The sequence below is a fragment of the Actinoplanes sp. NPDC049598 genome (assembly GCF_040675435.1).
GTDB lineage: Bacteria > Actinomycetota > Actinomycetes > Mycobacteriales > Micromonosporaceae > Actinoplanes.
Map to the genome: position 1 here is coordinate 90,662 of NZ_JBFAOX010000031.1, position 18,430 is coordinate 109,091.

Here is an 18,430-nt window from a genome sequence, read left to right on the forward strand (position 1 = left end):
CCAGCGGCACCGAGCGCCGGCGCCCTCACCAGCCCGGCCGCGTCGCCCGCACTGATCTCTTCCGACGCCGCCGCGCCGCGGGAGAACAACTCGGCCCAGCCCGCGACATCGCGTGCGATCGACATGCCGAAGGCCGCGACGTCGCGGTCGACCGAAACGCCCGCAATGGCCGTGCCCACGAAGACCGACTCGCCCCCGTCAAAGACGACCGAGGTCTCCGCAGCCTCCAAGCCGGCGGCAGTCCGCGTCCCCGAGACCACCAAGCCGAAGGCAACCCGCTCCCCCAAGACGGCCGCACCGGCAGGCGCAAGCGCTCCCAAGACGGCCGCACGGGCCGGCGCAAGCGCCGCCAAGACCGCGACACCGGCGACCACGGGGTCTCCCGAGGCCACTGTGCCGATGGCTGACGACGGCTCGAAGCCCGCCGGCCGGTCCGAGCGGGGGGCATCGGTCGTTCCGCTCGGCGCGACGCCGGCGGCTGACTTCGAAGCGACGGGGGACGCGGGCACACGGTCGGCGCCGCTCGACGCGGCGCCGGCTGAGGACAACTCGAGCGCGGCCGAGCCTTCGGCGCAGGCCCGTGCTACGCCGCCGCGGGTTGAGTCGACGACCCGCGGTCGTCGACGGACACCGGGCGGCGAGCCGACGGCGGGAAAGCCTGAGACCGAGACAGCCGACAAGGCGGCCGCGGACATCGCAGACGACCCTGCCGCAGCGGCGGGCGGACGGCACCGCTCGCGCGCGGCTGCGGCCGCCTCCACGGCGGTCGGCAAGCACCGGTCGCCGCGGAAGACTGCGGCCACCCCCGACTCCGCCCCTGCGGCACATGCCGGGCAACAGGCGACGCCAAACACAGCCGACACCACAGCGACCACCGCGGACGGAAACCAAGGCGTCACCAAGAACGACACGGACACAAATGCATCGGCGGCCAACGCCGGTTCAGGACCCGACGCCGAGACCGCGAGATCCGAGACGAGCGCCCAATCCGTAGCGGCGAAGGTCGAAGCGGGAGCGCACGTCGCGGCGGCAAAGGTCGAAGCGGGCGCACAAGCAGCGGCGGCAAAGGTCGAAGCGGGCGCACAAGCAGCGGTAGCAAAGGCTGAGGCGGGGGCGCAAGCAGCGGCGGCCAGGGTCAAAGCCGGGACCCATGCGGCAGTGGTGAAAGTCGAGGAAGGGGCCCATGTCGCCGCGGCCAAGGTCAAGGCGGGGGCACGGGCGGCGGCGGCCAAGGTGAAGGGGGATGCGCAGAACGCGCATGCCCCAGAAGACGGCACCGAGGTGCAAGGCGCGAGCGCAAAGGACGATCAGGTGGGGACGGCCAAGCCCCGGCGGGTCAGGGCGAGGAAGGAGGACCAGCAGCCGGGGGAATTGAGTGAGTAGGATTTCAGTCGCCCGACCATGGTTGGGCGGGGCCGGTACCCCTATGCTTGCGGCACGGCAAACAAAGGGGCTTCCGTGCGCAGTCTGCAGATCCTCGTCGTGGACGACGATGATGCCGACGCTCTCATGATTTCTGAGGCGTTGGAGACGGCGGATACCAGCGCGTCCGTCGATCGGGTGGCGGATGGGCGGGAGGCGCTCGACTACCTGCGCCGGGAGGGGCCGTATGCGCAGGCGCACCGGCCCGATCTGATTCTGCTCGATTTGAACATGCCACGGATGGATGGGCGGGAGACGCTCGCCGCCATCAAGAGCGACGACGTGCTCAAGGCGATCCCGGTGGTGATCCTGACGACGTCGGGCGCGGCCCCGGACATCGTCGCGAGTTATCAGCACCGCGCGAACGCGTACGTCACCAAGCCCTTCGGTCTTGATGATTTCGAGAGCACGGTGCAGCTGATCAACCGGTTCTACCGCGAGGTCGCCAGTCTGCCGCCGACCGCCCAGGCTTAATCGCGCGTTTCCCCGGGTAACGGGGGCTCATGACCGATAACCAGGCACCCGAGGATCTCGGCGCGCCCGTCGCCTACCTCGTGCTCGAGGACGGGACGGCCGTCTACGACCGGTCGGGCTCGAAGGTCGGCACGGTGGAGCATGTGCTCGCCGACGATCAGCAGGAACTTTTCCACGGGCTGGTCGTGAAGACGCCGCAGGGGCACCGGTTCGCGCCCGCCGCTCAGGTCGACGGCCTCTTCGAGCACGGCGTGATCGTGGCTGTGCCCGCCGCCGAGCTGCCCGAGCCCAGCGAGGACCCGGCCGCCAGCGCGGCCGGGGACGAAGGGCTGCGGGACACGCTCAAGAAAGCGTGGAACTGGCTGGTGCAACCGAAGTAACGGGCGACTTCCAGCGCAGCAGGCAGGCGCCGACCGACATGCCGCCGCCGAAACCGGCCATCAGGACGATGTCGCCGTCCTTCAGCGCGCCTGAGCGCGCGGCCTCGTCGAGGGTGACCGGCACCGAGGCGCTGCCGACGTTGCCGTAACGGTCGAGCGTCAGGTGGGTGGTGGCCGAGGTCAGGCCGGCCGCCTCGACGAGCTCGGCCAGCATCACGCCGTTGGCCTGGTGGGGCACGAAGTGGTCGACCTCGTCGACGGCCACGTCGGCCCGCTTGAGCAGGGCTTCGAGCGCCGGCGGGACCCCGCTGTTGACGAACTCGCGGACGCCGCGGCCGTTCATCTTGAAGTAGTGGTCGCCGTTGGCCACCGTCTCGGCCGAGGCGGGCAGGCGGCTGCCGCCGGCGGGGACGTGGATGAGCTCGCTGGCCTCGCCGCGGGAGACCAGCTCGAGGTCGAGCAGGCCGTAGCCGTCGGGGACCGCGCCCATCACGGCGGCGCCGGCGCCGTCGCCGAAGAGCACGGCCGTGCGGCGGTCGCCGAAGTCGAGGATGCGCGAGTAGATGTCGGTCGCGATCACCAGGACCTTGGCCCCGGGCTGGGTCGCGACGAGGCTGTTGGCCAGGGCGATGCCGAAGACGAAGCCGGCGCACACGACGTTGATGTCGAAGCAGGCAGCCCGGTTCGCGCCGATTCTGTCCTGGACCAGCGTCGACGTCGGCGGTTGCGGAGAGTCACCGGTCGACGTCGAAACGATCAGGTAGTCGATGTCCACGGCCTCGAGCCCGGCGGCCTGCAGGGCCTGCTCGGCGGCCTTGGCCGCGAGGTCGGAGGCGGCCTCGTCGGGGGCCGCGAAACGGCGGGCCTCGATCATGGTCTTGCGGCTGACCCACGCGGGGTCGGCGTCCGGCACCCGGCGCACCAGGTCGTCGTTGGTGACCACCTCGGCCGGCAGATAAGAGCCGGTCCCCAGGATGCCCACGCCCATGTTGCCCCCACCTTCGAATCGAACCCGCCCGCTGTCCCCGAAAGAGGCTATCCGGTTTAGGTTATGACGGGCAGACAAGATCGGGCGGCCGGGTGGGCCCGGGCCCTCACCCGATCGGCCAACTCGTGAAGGCATCGGAAACGACCCGGTAACAGACAAAGATCAACTAAGCCGAAGTCCATCATTGCGTGATGAACGACGGCACTCTGCGTAATCAAAACCGCCCAGAGAGGGCGTTCTCGCGGATGGCGAATTCGATCGACGCTCGTCTCACCACGAAAACGGCAAGTAGTCGTACGGAGACGAACTGCACAGAAAAAGCCGGCGCGACCGCGCCGGCCTTCTGGGGAGATCAGCGGGACGAGCGGTCCCGGTAGGTCCACGCGCCGGAGCTCAGGCTGCCGGCCCGGTCGGGCCCGGCCTGCCGCGGCACCCGGGCGGCGGCCTCGTCCCGGCGCTGGGCCAGGTACGCCGCGGCGGCCTTGTCCTCGTCGGTCGGGGCAGACATCAAGGCGTACGCCAAGCCGATGATGCCGAAGACCACGGCCAGCCCGATCGGGACGAGCATGCCGCTCGCCGTCGCGCCGGGCAGCGCGCCGGTGGAGGGGTGCGTCTCGACCGACATCGCGGTCATGCCGGTGAAGTGCATGCCGTTGACCGCGACGCCCATGACGAGCGCGGCGCCGAAGATCACCAGCGGACGGCGGACGGTGACAGCGAGGAAGAGCGCAACCGCCGCCGCGACGACCGCGATGCCGATCGAGAGGCCGACGCGGGTCATCCCGTACGAGACGTCGCCGTTGAGGTTCATGGCCGCCATCCCGGTGTAGTGCATGGCGGCCACACCCAGACCGGCGATGACGCCGCCGGCGATGATCCGGAAGTTCTGCGCGCCCTTGCCGAGCGCCGCGATCGCGAGGCCTACGCCGACCGCCACGACGGCGATGACCGCGCTCGCGATGGTGAGGCCGACGTCGTAGCGGATCGGGGTGCCGTCCACGTTGAAGCCCATCATGGCGACGAAGTGCATGCTCCAGATCGCCGTACCGCCCAGCGACAGCGAGGCCAGCACGAGCCACCAGGTGCGCTCGCCCTTCGCGGTCGCGGAGCGTAGCCGGACAGCACACGTCAGGCCGAGCATCGAGCCCAGCACCGAAAGGACATAACTGACCGTGGGGGTAATCCACCCGTGGTCGAAGTGATGGATCTGCGCCATCGCGGAACCTCCCCTGAGTACCCCGCTCCGGGCAAGCATCTTGCACGCCCTCCGGTGATCGCGAAAGCCGAGAGCGTCACCTTCCCGCTACAGATGGCGAAACAGCCAGAAGGCACTGCCCGATCGTCTGATTCCGCAGGTCAGGGCCGGGTTCTTTGTCCGCTTATACAGTCATCAATGGCACTCTGCCGGTCAACCGACGGTCTGCAGCCCACTGTCGGCACATACCGAGGACATGTCAGCCGCCGCCGCACTGACGGCGGCGACCGCGTCGGGCTCACTCTCCGTGCCTTTGGCGGCGGCTGCTTGGGTGTACGCGGTGGCGAGCGCCGCCGCCGCGTCGGCCACCGGGGCATCCGCGGTGCCACTCGCGCCGACGATGCCGTCCACGACGCCCGGCTCCATCAGGCTCGCGTCGGTCACCGCGACCGCCAGCGCGGCGCAGGCCAGGGTGCCTGGCGGGTCGTCGGCGATCGCCGAGGCGGCGCTGGACTCGGACACCGTCGCGCTCGCCACGGGCGCCGGGACCGGCTGCTTCCCGTCGTCGGCGCAGCCCGCCAGCAGCAGGGCCAGCGCGACGGGCGTTGCGATTTGCCGCATTCCTCCAGGTTAGGCGGCGCTCACGGGCGTACAGCGGGAAAAGGCCCGGCTTGCGCCGGGCCTTTCGCGTGTGCAGCGAGCCCTAGAGGTACGAGCCCTTCTTGTACTCTTCCCAGCTCTGGTTCCAGTCGGTCCAGCCGTTGCCGTTCTTCAGCTTCTCCTCGGTGCCGCTGACCGTGATCACGTCGCCCATGAGGGTCTTGTTGAACAGCCAGGCGCCCATGGCCTCGGAGACGTTGACGCAGCCGTGCGAGACGTTGACCTTGCCCTGCTTGCCCTCGGACCAGGGGGCGGCGTGGATGTACTGCCCGGACCAGGTGATGCGCTGGGCGAAGTCGATCGGGGTGCGGTAGCCCTCCTCGGGGCCGAGCTCGTCCATCGTGTCGAAGACCGTGTGCTTCTTCTTCTCGATGACGACCATCGTGCCGCTCGAGGACGGGGTGCTCGCCTTGCCCAGGCTGACCGGCAGGGTCTTGATGACCTTGCCGTTCTCCTTGACCGTCATCTGCTTGGTCTTGTTCGACACCGTCATGATCAGCGAACGGCCGATCTTGAGGTCGACGGTCATGTCGGACTTGCCGTAGTAGCCGTTGCCCAGCGGGACGCCGGCCAGGGCCACCTTGTAGAAGACCTTGGAGTTGGCCTTCCAGTAGACCTTCGGCCGGTAGTGCACCTCGGTCGGGCTGGTCCAGTGCCAGGTGCCCTCCTGGGCCGGGGTGGCGGTGACCGTCATGCGGCGCTCGACGTCGTCACGGTAGCTCTCGGGGATGCTCTGGCCGAACTTGACGATCAGCGGCATGCCGACGCCGACGACCTGGTTGTCACCGAGGAAGCTGGTCGCGCGGATCACCTTCGAGGGCTTCGCCATGGTGGTGAAGGTGCTCGTGGTGGTGTTGGTCTTGCCCTCGGCCTCGGGGCCGGTGACCGTGACGGTGTATTTCGTGCCGTAGGTCAGGGCCTTGGCCGGCGTGAACGTCTTGGCGTCCTTGTCGAGGGTGCCCTCGACCTCTTTGCCGGCGGCGTCGGTCACGCTGACGGAGGTGCTGTCGGCATCCTCCGTCGTGTACTTGATCGGGCTGATGGCGACGACGTTCTTGGCGTCGGCGGCCGGCGAAGTCACCGCGACGGTGCTCGGCTTCGGCGCTTCCGACTCGGAGCCGCCCGCGGGCGCGCCCGCGCTGGTGCCGGGCTCGGCGCCGCCCTGCCACGACGACGACTTCTTGTCGTCCCCGCCGCCGCAGGCGGCCGAGCTGAGCAACACGCTTCCGGCGATCACCGAGATCGCGGTGAGCCGCCAGCGTTTCCTACCCCAGGTCTTCATGGTCCCTCTCACGGCGTCGTCATCCCCGGCGCCCAATACTGCTTTGTTTTTCCCCGGTGACCAATCCCGGAATCGTGCCGCCTCGGGATTTAGTTTTGGACATATCGCTTATCAGGGGCTATTTCAGGGCCGAGCCCTTCTTGAACTCTTCCCAGCTCACATCCCACGGCGTCCACCCGTTGCCGTAGTCCAGCTTGTCCTCGGTCCCCTTCACGGTGACAGGGTCACCGATCAGGGTGTTGTCGAACAGCCAGCGCGCGTTCGACGGCGAGACGTTCACGCAGCCGTGCGACACGTTGCGCCGGCCCTGATCGCCGACCGACCAGGACGCGGCGTGAATGTACTGCCCGGACCAGGTGAGGCGCTGGGCGTACTCGATCTCGGTGCGGTACCCGTCGGTCGGGCCGAGCTCGTCCGTGGTGTCGAACACCGTCTGGGCCAGCTTGTCCATCACGACCATGGTGCCGCTCGACGACGGGGTGCTCTTCTTACCGAGGCTCACCGGCATCGTCTTGATCGTCTGCCCGCCCTTCACCACCGTCATCTTCTTGCTCGCGTTGTCGACCTTCATCTCGAAGTCACGGCCGATCTTCGCGGTGGCGCTGCGGTCCCGGTCGCCGTACCGCCCGCCACCGGTCGGCAGGCCGCCGACCGCGATGCGCACCTTCAGCGTCGTGCCGCTCTTCCAGAACTCGGGACCTCGGTAGTACGCCTGCGTGCCGCTGTCGGTCCACGACCAGACCCCCTCCTGGGCGGGCGTCGTGGTGACGAACATGCGGCGCTCGACGGCGGCCCGGTCGGCCTTCTTGATACCCGGGTTGAACTCGACGACCACGGGCATGGCCACGCCGTACGTCTTGCCGTCGAACAGGTAGAGACCGGTGCCGGTCTTCTTGCCCGGCGCCCCCATGGTGGTGAAGGTGGTCGTGGTCGTCTTGGTCTGACCACCTTCGCTGGTGGCGGTGACGCTCGCCGCGTACTTCTGCTTGGCCTTGAGGGGCGCGCTGGGCACCCAGGACGAGCCGTCCTCGCGCAGCGAGCCGGAGACCGCCTGGCCGGCGCCGTCCTTGAGGGTGACGGTGGTCACCTTGCCCCCGCTGACCTTCAGCCCGATCTCGGTGCTGACCGGGACGCCGTCCTTACCGGCGGCCGGCGTGACGGCCAGACTGATCGGCACCGTGGCCGACTCCTCGATCGGCGCCGCTTGAGACGCGGAGGCCGACGGATCCACCCAGGCGTGCGGCTTGTCACCGCTCGCCTTGTCACCTTTGTCCTTGTCGCCGCACCCCGACAGCACGAGCGGCGTGATCACCGCCGTCGCCACCAACGCCACCAGCGTGCGCCGCATGCTGACCATCCCTGAAGACCGATCTGAAGTTTGCCGTTGCATCCTGCCTCATGGATGCAAGAGATCGAGTCCTCCTCGCGGCTGAGATCTTTTGGGTGGGGGTGGATTTCAGGGTCGGGCCGGGTGGGTGCTAAGGTTTTCCTCGTTGCCACCGAGCGCCGCTAGCTCAACTGGCAGAGCAGCGGACTCTTAATCCGCGGGTTGTAGGTTCAAGTCCTACGCGGCGCACCACGCAGCACCAGGCCGTATAGCTTTCGAGCTATACGGCCTTAATCTTTGTGGGACGCCGGTGGGATGTATGTGGGCGCCGTCGTTTTCCACTTGGTCGGGGCTTTGCAGGCCTGATCACCGGCCGTCTCGGCGTGGTGATCTCGAGCGGGTCAGCGGATCTCGCGGGCCGACCTTTGCTGCGATGAGCTCGGCCTGGGTTGCGGGCGGCGAGTACGAGCCGGGCGGTGGCTTCGGCGGCGTAGGCCAGCAGGTCGTCAGGACGCTGGTGTAGTTGCCTGCCGTGAGCACGGTGCTCTGGAGTGCCTCAGCTGGGCCTGCACCGTCTTCAGGTTGACGCCGGCGCAGTGCGAGGCTGGCCGCGCCGTGGCGCAGGTCGTGATGCCCGTTGGCGATCCGCTGCTGCTCGATCGTCGCCATGAAGGCGCGGAGAGACTCCACAGGGGTATGCCCAGCTCAAAGTAGCGCTGCCCTCCCGCCAACACACCGATGTCGGAACCGGGAAGCGGCCGGTTCGGCACCGACCACGACGGCTACGAGGCGATGCTCGATGCCGGCCGCAAGCACAAGGATCGCCAGTGGGCGGTCAAGGGCTACAACGGCATCGGTCGGCGTGTCGCCCAGCGGGACGGGCCGGTGATCTCGGCGCCCTCGGTCTTCGTGTCAGCCGGCGTGGTCGGCGATCGCCGACCACGGCGGTGGGGTCACGGTGCGCGGGGCCTCGCGGGCGGCGCGGGACGCAGCGGTGGGCAGGAACGGGTTCGGGTTGGCTGGGCACACCGTGCCGCGCGGGGGCAGGGCGCCGGTGAGCAGGTACGCGTCGATGTGGTCGGTGGTGCAGGTGTTGCGGCCGTACGCGGTGTGGCCCCATCCGGCGTAGCTCAGCAGCCGGCTGTTGGGCAGCAGCCGGGCCGAGGCCTGAGCGCCGGCGTAGTCGGTCACGCCGTCGAAGTAGTTGCCCACCACCAGGACCGGCGCGGACGTGCGGGCCGTCCACGGCCCGGCGTACCGGTCCGGCGCGGTCGGCCAGGTGGCGCACGGCGTGTTGTACCACCACCAGTACGGCCCGAACCGCGAGCCGGCCTCGGCGTACCGGCCGATGGCGGAGAAGGCGGCGAGCGTGCTCGGGTACTGGGTGTCGGCGCACTGGTTGCCGTAGTAGGCCTCGAAGCCGTTGTTGTACGGCTCGTCGCGGGCCGGGCGCAGCCGGTCGGCGAGCCGGGCCCGGGTCGCCGCGATCCGGCCGGCGGCCGCCTGGTCGCCCAGGGCCGCGTCGGCGACCAGGTCGAAGAGTTCGGCGTATCCGGGCCAGTCCTCCGGGCCGTACATCGCCGAGGTGCCGTCGGCGATCAGGAGGTCGTAGCTGTACGTCGTGCCGTCCGGCAACGTCACCGGCCGCGCTCGCAGGGTGCTGGCCAGTCGCTCCCAGCGGGCCGCCGAGCCGCCGGGCGCGGCGAAGGCGCACGAGTCGCCGGCCGCGTCGCACAGCCGCAGGAACTCCCCGAACTCCTTCTGGGTGGCCACCCGGTCGGATTTGATCTGCCAGCCGCTGGACCACAGCCGCGGGTCGAGAACGCCGTCGATGACCAGCGCCCGGACGTTGCCGGGGAACAGGTTGGCGTACGTGTTGCCGATGTACGTGCCGTAGGAGAAGCCCAGGTAGGTCAGCTTCCGGTCACCGACCGCGCGGCGCAGCAGGTCCAGGTCGCGCACCACGTCGGCGGTGCTCATGTGCCGGGCGATGGTCGCGTCCCGGGCGAGGCAGCGGTGGGCGAGCTCGGCGCTGGTGGCGAAGAACGGTCGTTCCTGCGCGGCGCGGTAGGGGAACACGACCTGGAACTCTGAGAGGTACGCCGCCTGCTCGGCCTCGCTGCCGAAGCACTGCAGCGGAGCTGACGCGCCGATGCCCCGCGGGTCGAAGCCGACCACGTCGAACCGGCCGCCGAGGTTGTCGCGGAGGAACTCGCCGAAGCCGCTCAGGGCGAGCCCGACGCCGGATCCGCCCGGCCCGCCGGGGTTGATGAACACCGTGCCGATCCGCCCGGCCGGGTTCGTCGCCGGGATCTTGGCGAGCGCGACGCCGATCGTGGAGCCGCGCGGATGGTCGTAGTCCAACGGCACGGTGGCGACCGAGCACTGGGCCCCGGCCGGGCCGTCCGCGCAGGCCTGCCAGCTCAACCGTGGCGCGGCCGGTGTCTCGCCGGCCACCGCCGGGGAAGCGCCGGCGACCAGGGTCGCCACGGTGGCGCCGGCCGCCGCCAGCACGGCCGCGACGCGGAAACGGATGGAGCGTACGTCCATGTCGACCACCCCCAACCGCACGCTATCGGCGCGGAGGCGAGTATCGCAATGACGGTCGTCTATACGACGGTTCAGGGCAGGGTGACGACCTGGGCCGCGTAGGAGAGGCCGGCGCCGAAGCCGACGAGCAGGGCGGGGCCCGTCGTGTCGGGCAGGGCGGCCATGGCCTGGGGGATGGACGCGGCGCCGGTGTTGCCGTTGGTGATGACGTCGGTGGCCACCCGCACCTGCGGGCCGAGCTCCAGGGTCTTGGCGATGACCGAGGTGATGCGCAGGTTGGCCTGGTGCGGGATGAAGGCCGTGAGGTCGGCCGCGGAGATGCCCGCCGCGTCCAGCGCGCGCCGGGCCGCGTCGGGGACGACGGAGGTGGCCCAGCGGAAGACCTCGGGGCCGGCCATGCGCAGGATGCCCGCCTCGTCGTACCGCAGCAGCTCGCTCCCGGCGCCGTCGGCGCCCCACACCACCGGGCCGATGCCGCACGCCGGGGCCGGGCCGACGACCACCGCGCCCGCACCGTCGCCGAAGAGGAACGCGGTGCCGCGGTCGCGCTCGTCGATGATGTCGGTCATGCGCTCGGCGCCGACCAGGAGCACGTAGTCGGCCGAGCCGTTGCGGACGAGCGCGTCGGCGGTCGCGAGCGCGTGCGGGAAGCCGGCGCACGCCGCCCCCAGGTCCATCCCGGCGGCCGCGGTGGCGCCCAGCGCGTCGGCCACCAGGGGCGCCACGGTGGTCGCGGGGCCGCGGTGGGACATCGTCGCCACCAGCACGGCCGAGACGTCACGCGGGTCGACGCCCGCGCCGGCCAGGGCCTTGGAGGCGGCCGCCGTGGCCATGGTGACCAGGTCCTCGTCGGGTGCGGCGCGCCGGCGCGACTCGATGCCGCAGCGCCGGCGGATCCACTCGTCGCTCGAGTCGATCAGGGCCGCGATCGGCTCGTTGCCCACCTCCGTCCGCGGACGGTAGGTGGCGGCGCTCAGGATGCGCGACCCGGGGTGACCGGCGCGGCACTGCAAGACAGGGGCCATGGCCAGCATCAAAGCATGCTCGTCTGGGTGCCCTCCGATCGTTTCATTCCTCACCGGTAACCAGGGCGTGCGGGCGTATATAGGCTTGTCGGGTGAGTCATTTTGATGTTCTTGTCCTCGGTGCCGGGCCCGGGGGATATGTCGCTGCCATCCGCGCCGCTCAGCTCGGTAAGACGGTTGCTGTGGTCGAGCACAAGTACTGGGGTGGGGTCTGCCTCAACGTGGGCTGCATCCCCTCCAAGGCGCTGCTGCGCAACGCCGAGATCGCCCACATCATCACGCACGAGAAGAAGACGTTCGGGATCGAGGGGGACGCCACCATGTCCTTCGCGCCGACCCACCAGCGCAGCCGCAAGGTGGCCGAGGCGAGCGCCAAGGGCGTCCACTTCCTGATGAAGAAGAACAAGATCACCGAGATCGACGGCTGGGGCACGCTGACCGGGCCGAAATCGATCGACGTCGACGGCGAGCAGCACACGTTCGACAACTTGATCGTCGCCACCGGCGCCACCGTGCGGATGCTGCCCGGCATGGCGACCAGCCAGAACGTCGTGACGTACGAGGAGCAGATCCTCGACGAGAAGCTGCCCGGCTCGATCATCATCGGCGGTTCCGGGGCGATCGGCGTCGAGTTCGCCTATGTGATGGCCAACTTCGGCGTCGACGTGACGATCGTCGAGTTCCTCGACCGGATGGTGCCCACCGAGGATGCCGACGTGTCCAAGGAGCTGTTCAAGCACTACCGCAAGCTGGGCGTCAAGGTGCTGCTGAGCACCAAGGTGGAGCAGGTCGAGGACACGGGCACGGGCGTACGGGTCACGGTGAGCCCGGCCGGCGGCGGCGAGTCGAAGGTGCTCGAGGCCGACCGGATGCTCGCCGCGTTCGGCTTCGCCCCGCGCGTCGAGGGCTACGGGCTGGAGGCGGCCGGCGTCAAGCTCACCGATCGCGGCGCGATCGAGGTCGACGCCCGCGGCCGGACGAACGTCGAGGGCGTCTACGCCATCGGTGACGTGACCGGGAAGCTGATGCTCGCGCACACCGCCGAGGCGATGGGCGTGGTGGCGGCCGAGACGATCGCCGGCGCCGAGACCCAGGAGATCAACTTCGACATGATCCCGCGGGCCACCTTCTGCCAGCCGCAGATCGCCTCGTTCGGCTACTCCGAGGAGCAGGCCCGGGCCAAGGGCTACGACGTGAAGGTGGCCCAGTTCCCGTTCTCGGCCAACGGCAAGGCCCGCGGCATGGCCGAGACCGCCGGCTTCGTCAAGATCGTCGCCGACGCCGAGCACAACGAGATCGTCGGCGCCCACCTCATCGGCCCGGAGGTCACCGAGCTCCTGCCGGCCCTCACCCTGGCCCAGATGTGGGACCTGACGGCCGACGAGGTGGCCCGCAACGTCTTCGCCCACCCGACCCTGTCCGAAGCGGTCAAGGAGGCGATCGAGGGCATCGCGGGCCACATGATCAACCTTTAGGAAGCGCTGACGGTCAGGGCGGTGTCGTCGATGGTGAAGGTGGTCTTCAGGGACGAGTCCTCGACACCGGTGAACTTGACGGTGACGGTCTGGCCGGCGAAGGCGGCCAGGCTGTACGAGCGCAAGGTGTAGGCGCCGGCGTTGAGGTTGGAGAACACCTGCAGGGTGGTGGCACCGGCCTGCACCGTCAGCTTGTCGTACTGGGTGGTGGTCGTCGTCTCGGCCGTGCTGATCTTCAGGTAGAAGGACAGCGTGTAGGAGCTGCAGCCGCCGGGCAGGGTCACCGACTGCGACAGGGTGTCGGTGTGGGCCGAGCCGTAGCCGTCGAGCTTGGCGTCGCGGGTGCCGGTGCGCGGGGCGGCGTCGCCGGTGTTCGCGCCGACGACCCCGGTGGTGGCGGTCCACGGTGTGGTTGCGGTTTCGAAGCCGGGGTTGCCGAGCTTCTGACCGGCGCCCGTGCAACCGCCCGCTCCGGTGTCCGTGGCCAGTGTCCAGAGGGCGTACATCTCGGCATTGGCCCATCGGCCCAGCGAGGTGGTGTTGATGTTGGACGGGTACGAGTCGCAGGCCTTGTGGTAGCAGGGGTCGTAGGCCTGCCCCGAGGTGCCGCCCCACTTGGTCACCTGGGCGCTCGTCTTCTTGTAGCTCGCCCCGGTGGAGTTGATCGACGACGGGATGCCGGCGTTGCGGAACGAGCCGTCGTCGCTGCAGCACTCGGTCGACGTCTCGGTGGGGACGTTGATCGAGGTGAAGTACGCGCGCAGCTTCACCGCGATGGCGTCGGTGCCGGTCACGAAGTAGCCGCCGTTGGTCGAGGCGACCATGTCGAAGGTGCCGTACGCCTTGATCGCGCTCTTCTGGGCCGCGCTCAGCGAGTTGACGTAGAACTTGGAGCCGATCAGCCCCTGCTCCTCGCCGGCCCACCAGCCGAACCGCAGATGGTTGGTCATGGCCGGCTTGCTCGCGGCCAGCTGCAGCGCGGCCTCCAACAGCGTGGCGGTGCCGGAGCCGTCGTCGTTGATGCCGGGCCCGGCCGACACGCTGTCCGAGTGGGCGCCGAACATGTAGGTGTTGCCGGTGTCGCCACCCGGCCAGTCGGCGATGATGTTCTTCGCCGAGCCGCTGCAGGTGGTGCAGGTCTGCACGGTGACGGTGAAGCCGGCCGCCTGCAGCTTCTGCTGCAGGTACGTCGTCGTCGCGGTGTGGCCCGCCGTGCCGGTGGCCCGGTTGCCGCCGTTGTTGGTGGCGAACGTCTGCAACTGCTGCAGGTGGGCGTTGACATTGGCGACGCTGACGGTCGGCGGGGCGGCCAGCACCGCCGGGCCGGCCGCGGTCGCGGCGGTCGCCGGCTGCGCGGTGAACGCCAGCGTCACGGCGGCGAAAACACTTGCCATCACCGTTCTGAGTCTCATGGGGCCAGGAGATCAGCAGCGTGCCACCACGCACAACATATCGAAATCCCTATACTTTTGGTCATTGACGTACGTTGATGGGAGCGCGATGGCGGCCGGTGGCGAGATCGGGTTGCCCGATCCCGGATCCGCGCACACTTTGGACGCTCTCGTCAAGCAGCTGCGGCTCTTGAAGGTGTACGCCGGTGACCCTTCGTACGAGAACATCAAGGACCGCGTCAACGCGGGATGGACGGCGGCCGGGCGGCCGGGCGGCGAACTGACGGGCCGGAGCACCGTGGCCGATTGTTTCCGGCCCGGCCGGCGCCGGGTGAACACCGATCTGATGATCGCGGTGGTGCGGGCCCTGCATCCGGACGCGGGGTACGTGACCCAGTGGCGCCAGGCGCTGCAGATCGTGGGCACCGAGAACGCCGCGGCCGCGCAGGTCCGGGTCCAGGACAGCCTGCCGCCCGACCCGGCCGGGTTCACCGGCCGGGCCGCCGAGCTCGAACGGCTGCGCGGCGAGGCGGCGGTCATCAGCGGGATGGCCGGGGTCGGCAAGACCCAGCTCGCCGTGCACGCCGGGCATCTGCTCGATCGGGAGCGCCCGTTCGATCGGGTGCTGCTGGTCGACCTGCGCGGGTTCCATCCCGACCCGGCCCAGCCGTCGGCCGACCCGGCCGCGGTCCTGGACGGTTTCCTGCGGCTGCTGGGAGTGGCCGGGCCGGAGATCCCGCACGATCGGGACGCCCGGGCCCGGCTCTACCGGGCGCGGCTCGCCGGCACGCGAACCCTGGTCGTCCTGGACAACGCGGCCGATGCCGACCAGGTGAGGCCGTTGCTCCCGCGGACACCGGGCTGCCCCGTGCTGGTCACGAGCCGGCGCGATCTCACCGGTCTGGGCTCGGCCACCCATCTGGTGCTCGACGTGTTCACCGCCGGTGAGGCGCGGCGGTTCCTGACCCGGGCCGCGTCGCAGGCCCCGGTCGACGACGACTCGGCCGCGACCGCCCGGATCGCCCGGCGCTGCGGTTATCTGCCCTTGGCGCTGGGCCTGGTGGCCGGGCACCTGCGGGCCAAGTCCGGCTGGACCTTGACCGATCATGCCGACTGGCTGGACGAGCGCCACCGCGATCGGCGCCTGGACACCGGGGTCGAGCTCGCGCTGGACCTGTCCTACCACCACCTGCCGGCCGACCGGCAACGGATGCTGCGGCTGCTGGCGCTGCACCCGGGCCCGGACTTCGACGCCTACGCCGCCGCGGCCCTGACCGGCGACGACCTCGACGCGGCCCGGGACCACCTGGTTCACCTGCACGGCGATCACCTGCTGCAGCAGAGCCATCCCGGCCGCTACACCTTCCACGACCTCGTCCGCCTCTACGCCGCCACCCAAGCCCAAGATCAAGACCGGGGACCGGTACGGCGTGCAGCACTCACCCGATTGTTCGACCACTACCTGGCCGCAGCCGCGACCGCCATGGACACCCTGCACCCGGCCGAGGCCGAGCTGCGGCCGCGGATCCCGCCGGCAGGCACCCCCGTCCCGGACCTGGCCGACCCGGACGCCGCCCGCGAATGGCTGGACACCGAGAGGCCCACCCTGGTCGCCGTCGCCCTGCACACCGCCGCGCACGGCTGGCCCACCCACACCACCCGGCTGGCCCGGACCCTGTTCCGCTACCTCACCGACAACCACCTCACGGACGCGCTGACCGTGAAGACCCAGGCCCTGCGGGCCGCCCGCCACAATGGCGACCCGCTGGGCCAAGCTCATGCCCTGACCGAACTCAGCGTGGCCCGCTGGCGGCTCGGCGAGCTCGAGGCGGCGGCCGAGGAACTGCTGCAGGCCCTGCCGTTGTTCCGGCAGGGCGGTGATGAGGCCGGCCAGGCCCGTGCGCTCAACAACCTCGGAATCGTCGAGACGCGATTGGGCCGCTACCAGCCGGCCACCGACCACTACACCGAGGCCCTGACCCTGTTTCGGCAGACCGGCCACCTGATCGGTGAGGCCAACGTGCTGAACAACCTCGGCACCGTCGAGACCCGGACTGGAGACCACGAATCGGCCACCGACCACTACCTCCAGGCCCTGGCGCTGTGCCGGCGAACCGGCGATCAGATCGCCGAGGCCCGCGCGTTGAACAATCTGGGCATCGTCGAGGGAGCGCGGGGCCGTTACGACCCGGCCGGTGAACACCTCCAGCGCGCCCTGGACCTGTGCCGGCAGCTCGGCAACCGCACCGGCGAAGCCAACGTGCTGGACAGTCTCGGCCTCCTGCACCTGCGCCTCGGCCGGCCCGCCCAGGCCGCCGAATACCACCAGCAGGGCCTCACCATCTGTCGCGCAACCAGCTACCGGGACGGGGAAGCGTCGGCGCTCAACGGTCTGGGCGAGGCCGCCCGAGCCGCCGGCCGGCCCGCCGAGGCCCTCGCCCACCACACCGCCGCGCACACCGTGGCCGCCGAGATCGGCGGCCGAGAGCAGCAGGCCCGCGCCCACGCGGGCCTCGGCCACACCCACGACGCCCTCGGCGACCCCGAACTCGCCCGCCGGCACCATCAGGACGCGCTGACCCTCTACGTCGAGCTGGGCCTGCCGGAGGCCGACGAGGTACGCGCCCGCCTCTGACGGCCGCCCGTCCGGATTCGTCCGGGATTGCTGTCCGGCCCCGGCCGCTCTGCCACCTTCGACTCATCGACAGCCGTCGGTAAGAACCGAAGAAGGGGTTCACGATGCTCACACGGGGAAGTAGGCCGAAACGCGGGATCGCCAGCGCCATCATGGCGCTGACCTTGCTGATCGCCGCGTTCCTGGCCGGCTCGGCCACGCCGGCCAGCGCCTCCATCTACTACGACCAGTACCGCAACGACGCGACGGGTCTCTGTCTCGAGGAGACCACCGCGCACACGGTGCGAACAGCCGTTTGCAACGGCTCCGCGGCTCAGGGGTGGAGCTCGAGCGCGAACGGCAACATTCTCAGGAACTACAGGACCAAGTGGTGCCTGGATTACAGCTTCCAGTTCGGCCTGAGGACCTTCAACACCCCCTCATGCGGCAACCGCCCGTACCAGGGGTGGTACCCGTACGTGACCTACTCGTCGAACCCGCCCCATCTTCACCTGCAAGGCGGAGAAGGCTATGGCTGCCTCGACGACAGCCCGGAATTCCACCTGCGGTCGTTCCCCTGCAACGGGCTGTCGTATCAGTCATGGGTGGCCGACTAGAACAGACGGGCCCCGCCGGGGCCGGGGGGCTCGGCGGACCAGTCGCCGGTGGTGATTCCTGCTCGTAGCAGGGCAGCGCGGTGGTGGCGCGCCGGCAGCAGACGAGTTATGTCGTCGCGCTGCCACCGCAGCTTGCGGGCCACGCCTGGGTCGTCGAGGACGCCAGTGAAGCGACATCCGGACTACTCACGCAGCCCTTGACGTTCGGGCCGCAGAAGGTCGACCCGCCCGGCACCGCCGATGCATACTTTTCGCTGGCTATCGGCTGGGAGGGACGTGGCGGAGATGGCGATCACAAGGCTCTTCACCCATGGCGGGAACCAGGCTGTACGGCTGCCGAAGGAGTTCCGGCTGCCGGGCGACCAGGTCCGGGTTCGGCATGTGGGCAACGGCGTGCTGTTGGAGCCGATCGTCAGCGATATCGACGCCTGGTTCGCCGAGCTCGACCGTTTCGTCGATGTGCCGCTGTTCGAAGACGGCCGGAACCAGCCGCCTGCGCCGGCCGATGAGGTCATCTTCGAGTGAACTGACCGCCCGGGGACGAGGGACTAGAGCAACGGTGTCTCGTCGAGGCCGGAGGGCCGGCCTGACCAGTCGCCGGTGGTGATGCCGGTGCGTAGGAGGGTGGCGGCGGTGGCGGCGCGGCTGCGGATCGCGTCGACCGGGGCGCCGGCCAACAGGTCGGTGAGGTCGTCGCGCTGCCACTGCAGCTCGCGGGCGACGCCGGGGTCGTCCAGGACGCCGGTGAAGCCGCCGGTTCGCTCGGAGTAGAGGGCCTTCAGCATTCTGATCTCGGCTCGGGCGGCCGAGGTGGCCCGGGCCAGCAGGGTGGTCTCGTCGTCGATGGCGGCGGCCGCGGCCACCGCGTAGGCGACCGTGACGATCGCGTCCCAGCGCTGCTCGTGGAAGTCGCCGAAGTCGGAATCCTCGTCGGTCTCGTCCAGCAGGGGTTGCTCGGGGCGGGGCTGCGGTGGGGGGGGGGGGGGGGGGGCGGCGGCGGACACCGCGTCGCGGGGAACGAGGACCGGAT

The 18,430-nt window shown here is 69.9% G+C and carries 17 protein-coding genes and 1 tRNA gene; 8 read left to right on the forward strand and 10 right to left on the reverse strand.

Annotated features, from left to right (window positions below; all coding sequences use genetic code 11):
* On the reverse strand, nt 1-374 hold a 374-nt coding region (locus tag AB0J66_RS42710; protein ID WP_364673264.1), incomplete at its 3' end, for a hypothetical protein.
* Nucleotides 375-399: 25 nt separating this feature from the next.
* Between AB0J66_RS42710 and AB0J66_RS42715 the strand changes: the two genes are divergently transcribed.
* The 3 genes from AB0J66_RS42715 to AB0J66_RS42725 all read left to right on the forward strand — a co-directional run bounded on the left by AB0J66_RS42715 (nt 400) and on the right by AB0J66_RS42725 (nt 2,276).
* Nucleotides 400-1,383 (forward strand): hypothetical protein, encoded by a 984-nt coding sequence (locus AB0J66_RS42715; protein ID WP_364673266.1) that lies wholly within the window; start codon nt 400-402, stop codon nt 1,381-1,383.
* A gap of 75 nt (nt 1,384-1,458) precedes the next feature.
* Nucleotides 1,459-1,896 (forward strand): response regulator, encoded by a 438-nt coding sequence (locus AB0J66_RS42720; protein WP_364673267.1) that lies wholly within the window; start codon nt 1,459-1,461, stop codon nt 1,894-1,896.
* Between the two features lie 29 nt (nt 1,897-1,925).
* Nucleotides 1,926-2,276: a PRC-barrel domain-containing protein gene (locus tag AB0J66_RS42725; RefSeq protein WP_364673269.1), complete on the forward strand. Its 351-nt coding sequence runs from the start codon at nt 1,926-1,928 to the stop codon at nt 2,274-2,276.
* On the opposite strand, the gene AB0J66_RS42730 is transcribed toward AB0J66_RS42725, so the two are convergent.
* The 5 genes from AB0J66_RS42730 to AB0J66_RS42750 all read right to left on the reverse strand — a co-directional run bounded on the left by AB0J66_RS42730 (nt 2,239) and on the right by AB0J66_RS42750 (nt 7,758).
* Nucleotides 2,239-3,264 carry a ketoacyl-ACP synthase III gene (locus tag AB0J66_RS42730; RefSeq protein WP_364673270.1) on the reverse strand — a complete coding sequence of 342 codons (1,026 nt, stop codon included), beginning with the start codon at nt 3,262-3,264 and terminating at the stop codon, nt 2,239-2,241. The genes AB0J66_RS42725 and AB0J66_RS42730 overlap by 38 nt on opposite strands.
* A gap of 352 nt (nt 3,265-3,616) precedes the next feature.
* Nucleotides 3,617-4,480 carry an MHYT domain-containing protein gene (locus tag AB0J66_RS42735; RefSeq protein ID WP_364673272.1) on the reverse strand — a complete coding sequence of 288 codons (864 nt, stop codon included), beginning with the start codon at nt 4,478-4,480 and terminating at the stop codon, nt 3,617-3,619.
* Nucleotides 4,481-4,672: 192 nt separating this feature from the next.
* Nucleotides 4,673-5,080, reverse strand: a complete 408-nt coding sequence (locus AB0J66_RS42740) for a hypothetical protein (RefSeq protein WP_364673274.1) — start codon at nt 5,078-5,080, stop codon at nt 4,673-4,675.
* An 82-nt stretch (nt 5,081-5,162) separates the two neighbouring features.
* Entirely contained in the window at nt 5,163-6,401 is a 1,239-nt protein-coding gene (locus tag AB0J66_RS42745; protein ID WP_364673275.1) for an Ig-like domain-containing protein, read from the reverse strand.
* Between the two features lie 118 nt (nt 6,402-6,519).
* Nucleotides 6,520-7,758 carry an Ig-like domain-containing protein gene (locus tag AB0J66_RS42750; RefSeq protein WP_364673276.1) on the reverse strand — a complete coding sequence of 413 codons (1,239 nt, stop codon included), beginning with the start codon at nt 7,756-7,758 and terminating at the stop codon, nt 6,520-6,522.
* A 146-nt stretch (nt 7,759-7,904) separates the two neighbouring features.
* Between AB0J66_RS42750 and AB0J66_RS42755 the strand changes: the two genes are divergently transcribed.
* Nucleotides 7,905-7,980: transfer RNA gene (locus AB0J66_RS42755), tRNA-Lys, on the forward strand.
* 660 nt (nt 7,981-8,640) lie between these two features.
* Here the strand turns inward: AB0J66_RS42755 and AB0J66_RS42760 are convergent.
* Complete coding sequence (locus AB0J66_RS42760; RefSeq protein ID WP_364673278.1) at nt 8,641-10,278, reverse strand: alpha/beta hydrolase; 1,638 nt, start codon at nt 10,276-10,278, stop codon at nt 8,641-8,643.
* 71 nt (nt 10,279-10,349) lie between these two features.
* Nucleotides 10,350-11,303: a beta-ketoacyl-ACP synthase 3 gene (locus tag AB0J66_RS42765; protein WP_364673280.1), complete on the reverse strand. Its 954-nt coding sequence runs from the start codon at nt 11,301-11,303 to the stop codon at nt 10,350-10,352.
* Between the two features lie 92 nt (nt 11,304-11,395).
* Here AB0J66_RS42765 and lpdA point away from each other — a divergent pair, with 92 nt between their 5' ends.
* Nucleotides 11,396-12,778 (forward strand): dihydrolipoyl dehydrogenase, encoded by a 1,383-nt coding sequence (gene lpdA / locus AB0J66_RS42770; protein WP_364673282.1) that lies wholly within the window; start codon nt 11,396-11,398, stop codon nt 12,776-12,778.
* On the opposite strand, the gene AB0J66_RS42775 is transcribed toward lpdA, so the two are convergent.
* Nucleotides 12,775-14,172, reverse strand: a complete 1,398-nt coding sequence (locus tag AB0J66_RS42775; protein ID WP_364673293.1) for a M28 family peptidase — start codon at nt 14,170-14,172, stop codon at nt 12,775-12,777. The genes lpdA and AB0J66_RS42775 overlap by 4 nt on opposite strands.
* 82 nt (nt 14,173-14,254) lie before the next feature.
* Here AB0J66_RS42775 and AB0J66_RS42780 point away from each other — a divergent pair, with 82 nt between their 5' ends.
* The 3 genes from AB0J66_RS42780 to AB0J66_RS42790 all read left to right on the forward strand — a co-directional run bounded on the left by AB0J66_RS42780 (nt 14,255) and on the right by AB0J66_RS42790 (nt 17,925).
* Nucleotides 14,255-16,804, forward strand: coding sequence for a tetratricopeptide repeat protein (locus AB0J66_RS42780; RefSeq protein WP_364673284.1), 2,550 nt, complete (start codon nt 14,255-14,257; stop codon nt 16,802-16,804).
* Nucleotides 16,805-16,908: 104 nt separating this feature from the next.
* The gene (locus AB0J66_RS42785; RefSeq protein ID WP_364673286.1) at nt 16,909-17,400 is read left to right on the forward strand and encodes a ricin-type beta-trefoil lectin domain protein; all 492 of its coding nucleotides are present in this window, start codon (nt 16,909-16,911) and stop codon (nt 17,398-17,400) included.
* A gap of 285 nt (nt 17,401-17,685) precedes the next feature.
* Nucleotides 17,686-17,925, forward strand: coding sequence for an AbrB/MazE/SpoVT family DNA-binding domain-containing protein (locus AB0J66_RS42790; RefSeq protein WP_364673295.1), 240 nt, complete (start codon nt 17,686-17,688; stop codon nt 17,923-17,925).
* Between the two features lie 23 nt (nt 17,926-17,948).
* On the opposite strand, the gene AB0J66_RS42795 is transcribed toward AB0J66_RS42790, so the two are convergent.
* Nucleotides 17,949-18,430: hypothetical protein (locus AB0J66_RS42795; protein ID WP_364673287.1), on the reverse strand; the 482-nt coding region annotated here is incomplete at its 5' end.

Bases quoted from the DNA above. Each gene is read 5' to 3' on its own strand.
- AB0J66_RS42715 (WP_364673266.1), top strand. From the start codon at position 400: ATGGCTGACGACGGCTCGAAGCCCGCCGGCCGGTCCGAGCGGGGGGCA.
- AB0J66_RS42725 (WP_364673269.1), top strand. From the start codon at position 1,926: ATGACCGATAACCAGGCACCCGAGGATCTCGGCGCGCCCGTCGCCTAC.
- AB0J66_RS42730 (WP_364673270.1), bottom strand. From the start codon at position 3,264: ATGGGCGTGGGCATCCTGGGGACCGGCTCTTATCTGCCGGCCGAGGTG.
- AB0J66_RS42735 (WP_364673272.1), bottom strand. From the start codon at position 4,480: ATGGCGCAGATCCATCACTTCGACCACGGGTGGATTACCCCCACGGTC.
- AB0J66_RS42740 (WP_364673274.1), bottom strand. From the start codon at position 5,080: ATGCGGCAAATCGCAACGCCCGTCGCGCTGGCCCTGCTGCTGGCGGGC.
- AB0J66_RS42745 (WP_364673275.1), bottom strand. From the start codon at position 6,401: ATGAAGACCTGGGGTAGGAAACGCTGGCGGCTCACCGCGATCTCGGTG.
- AB0J66_RS42750 (WP_364673276.1), bottom strand. From the start codon at position 7,758: ATGGTCAGCATGCGGCGCACGCTGGTGGCGTTGGTGGCGACGGCGGTG.
- AB0J66_RS42760 (WP_364673278.1), bottom strand. From the start codon at position 10,278: ATGGACGTACGCTCCATCCGTTTCCGCGTCGCGGCCGTGCTGGCGGCG.
- AB0J66_RS42765 (WP_364673280.1), bottom strand. From the start codon at position 11,303: ATGGCCCCTGTCTTGCAGTGCCGCGCCGGTCACCCCGGGTCGCGCATC.
- AB0J66_RS42775 (WP_364673293.1), bottom strand. From the start codon at position 14,172: ATGGCAAGTGTTTTCGCCGCCGTGACGCTGGCGTTCACCGCGCAGCCG.
- AB0J66_RS42785 (WP_364673286.1), top strand. From the start codon at position 16,909: ATGCTCACACGGGGAAGTAGGCCGAAACGCGGGATCGCCAGCGCCATC.
- AB0J66_RS42790 (WP_364673295.1), top strand. From the start codon at position 17,686: ATGGCGATCACAAGGCTCTTCACCCATGGCGGGAACCAGGCTGTACGG.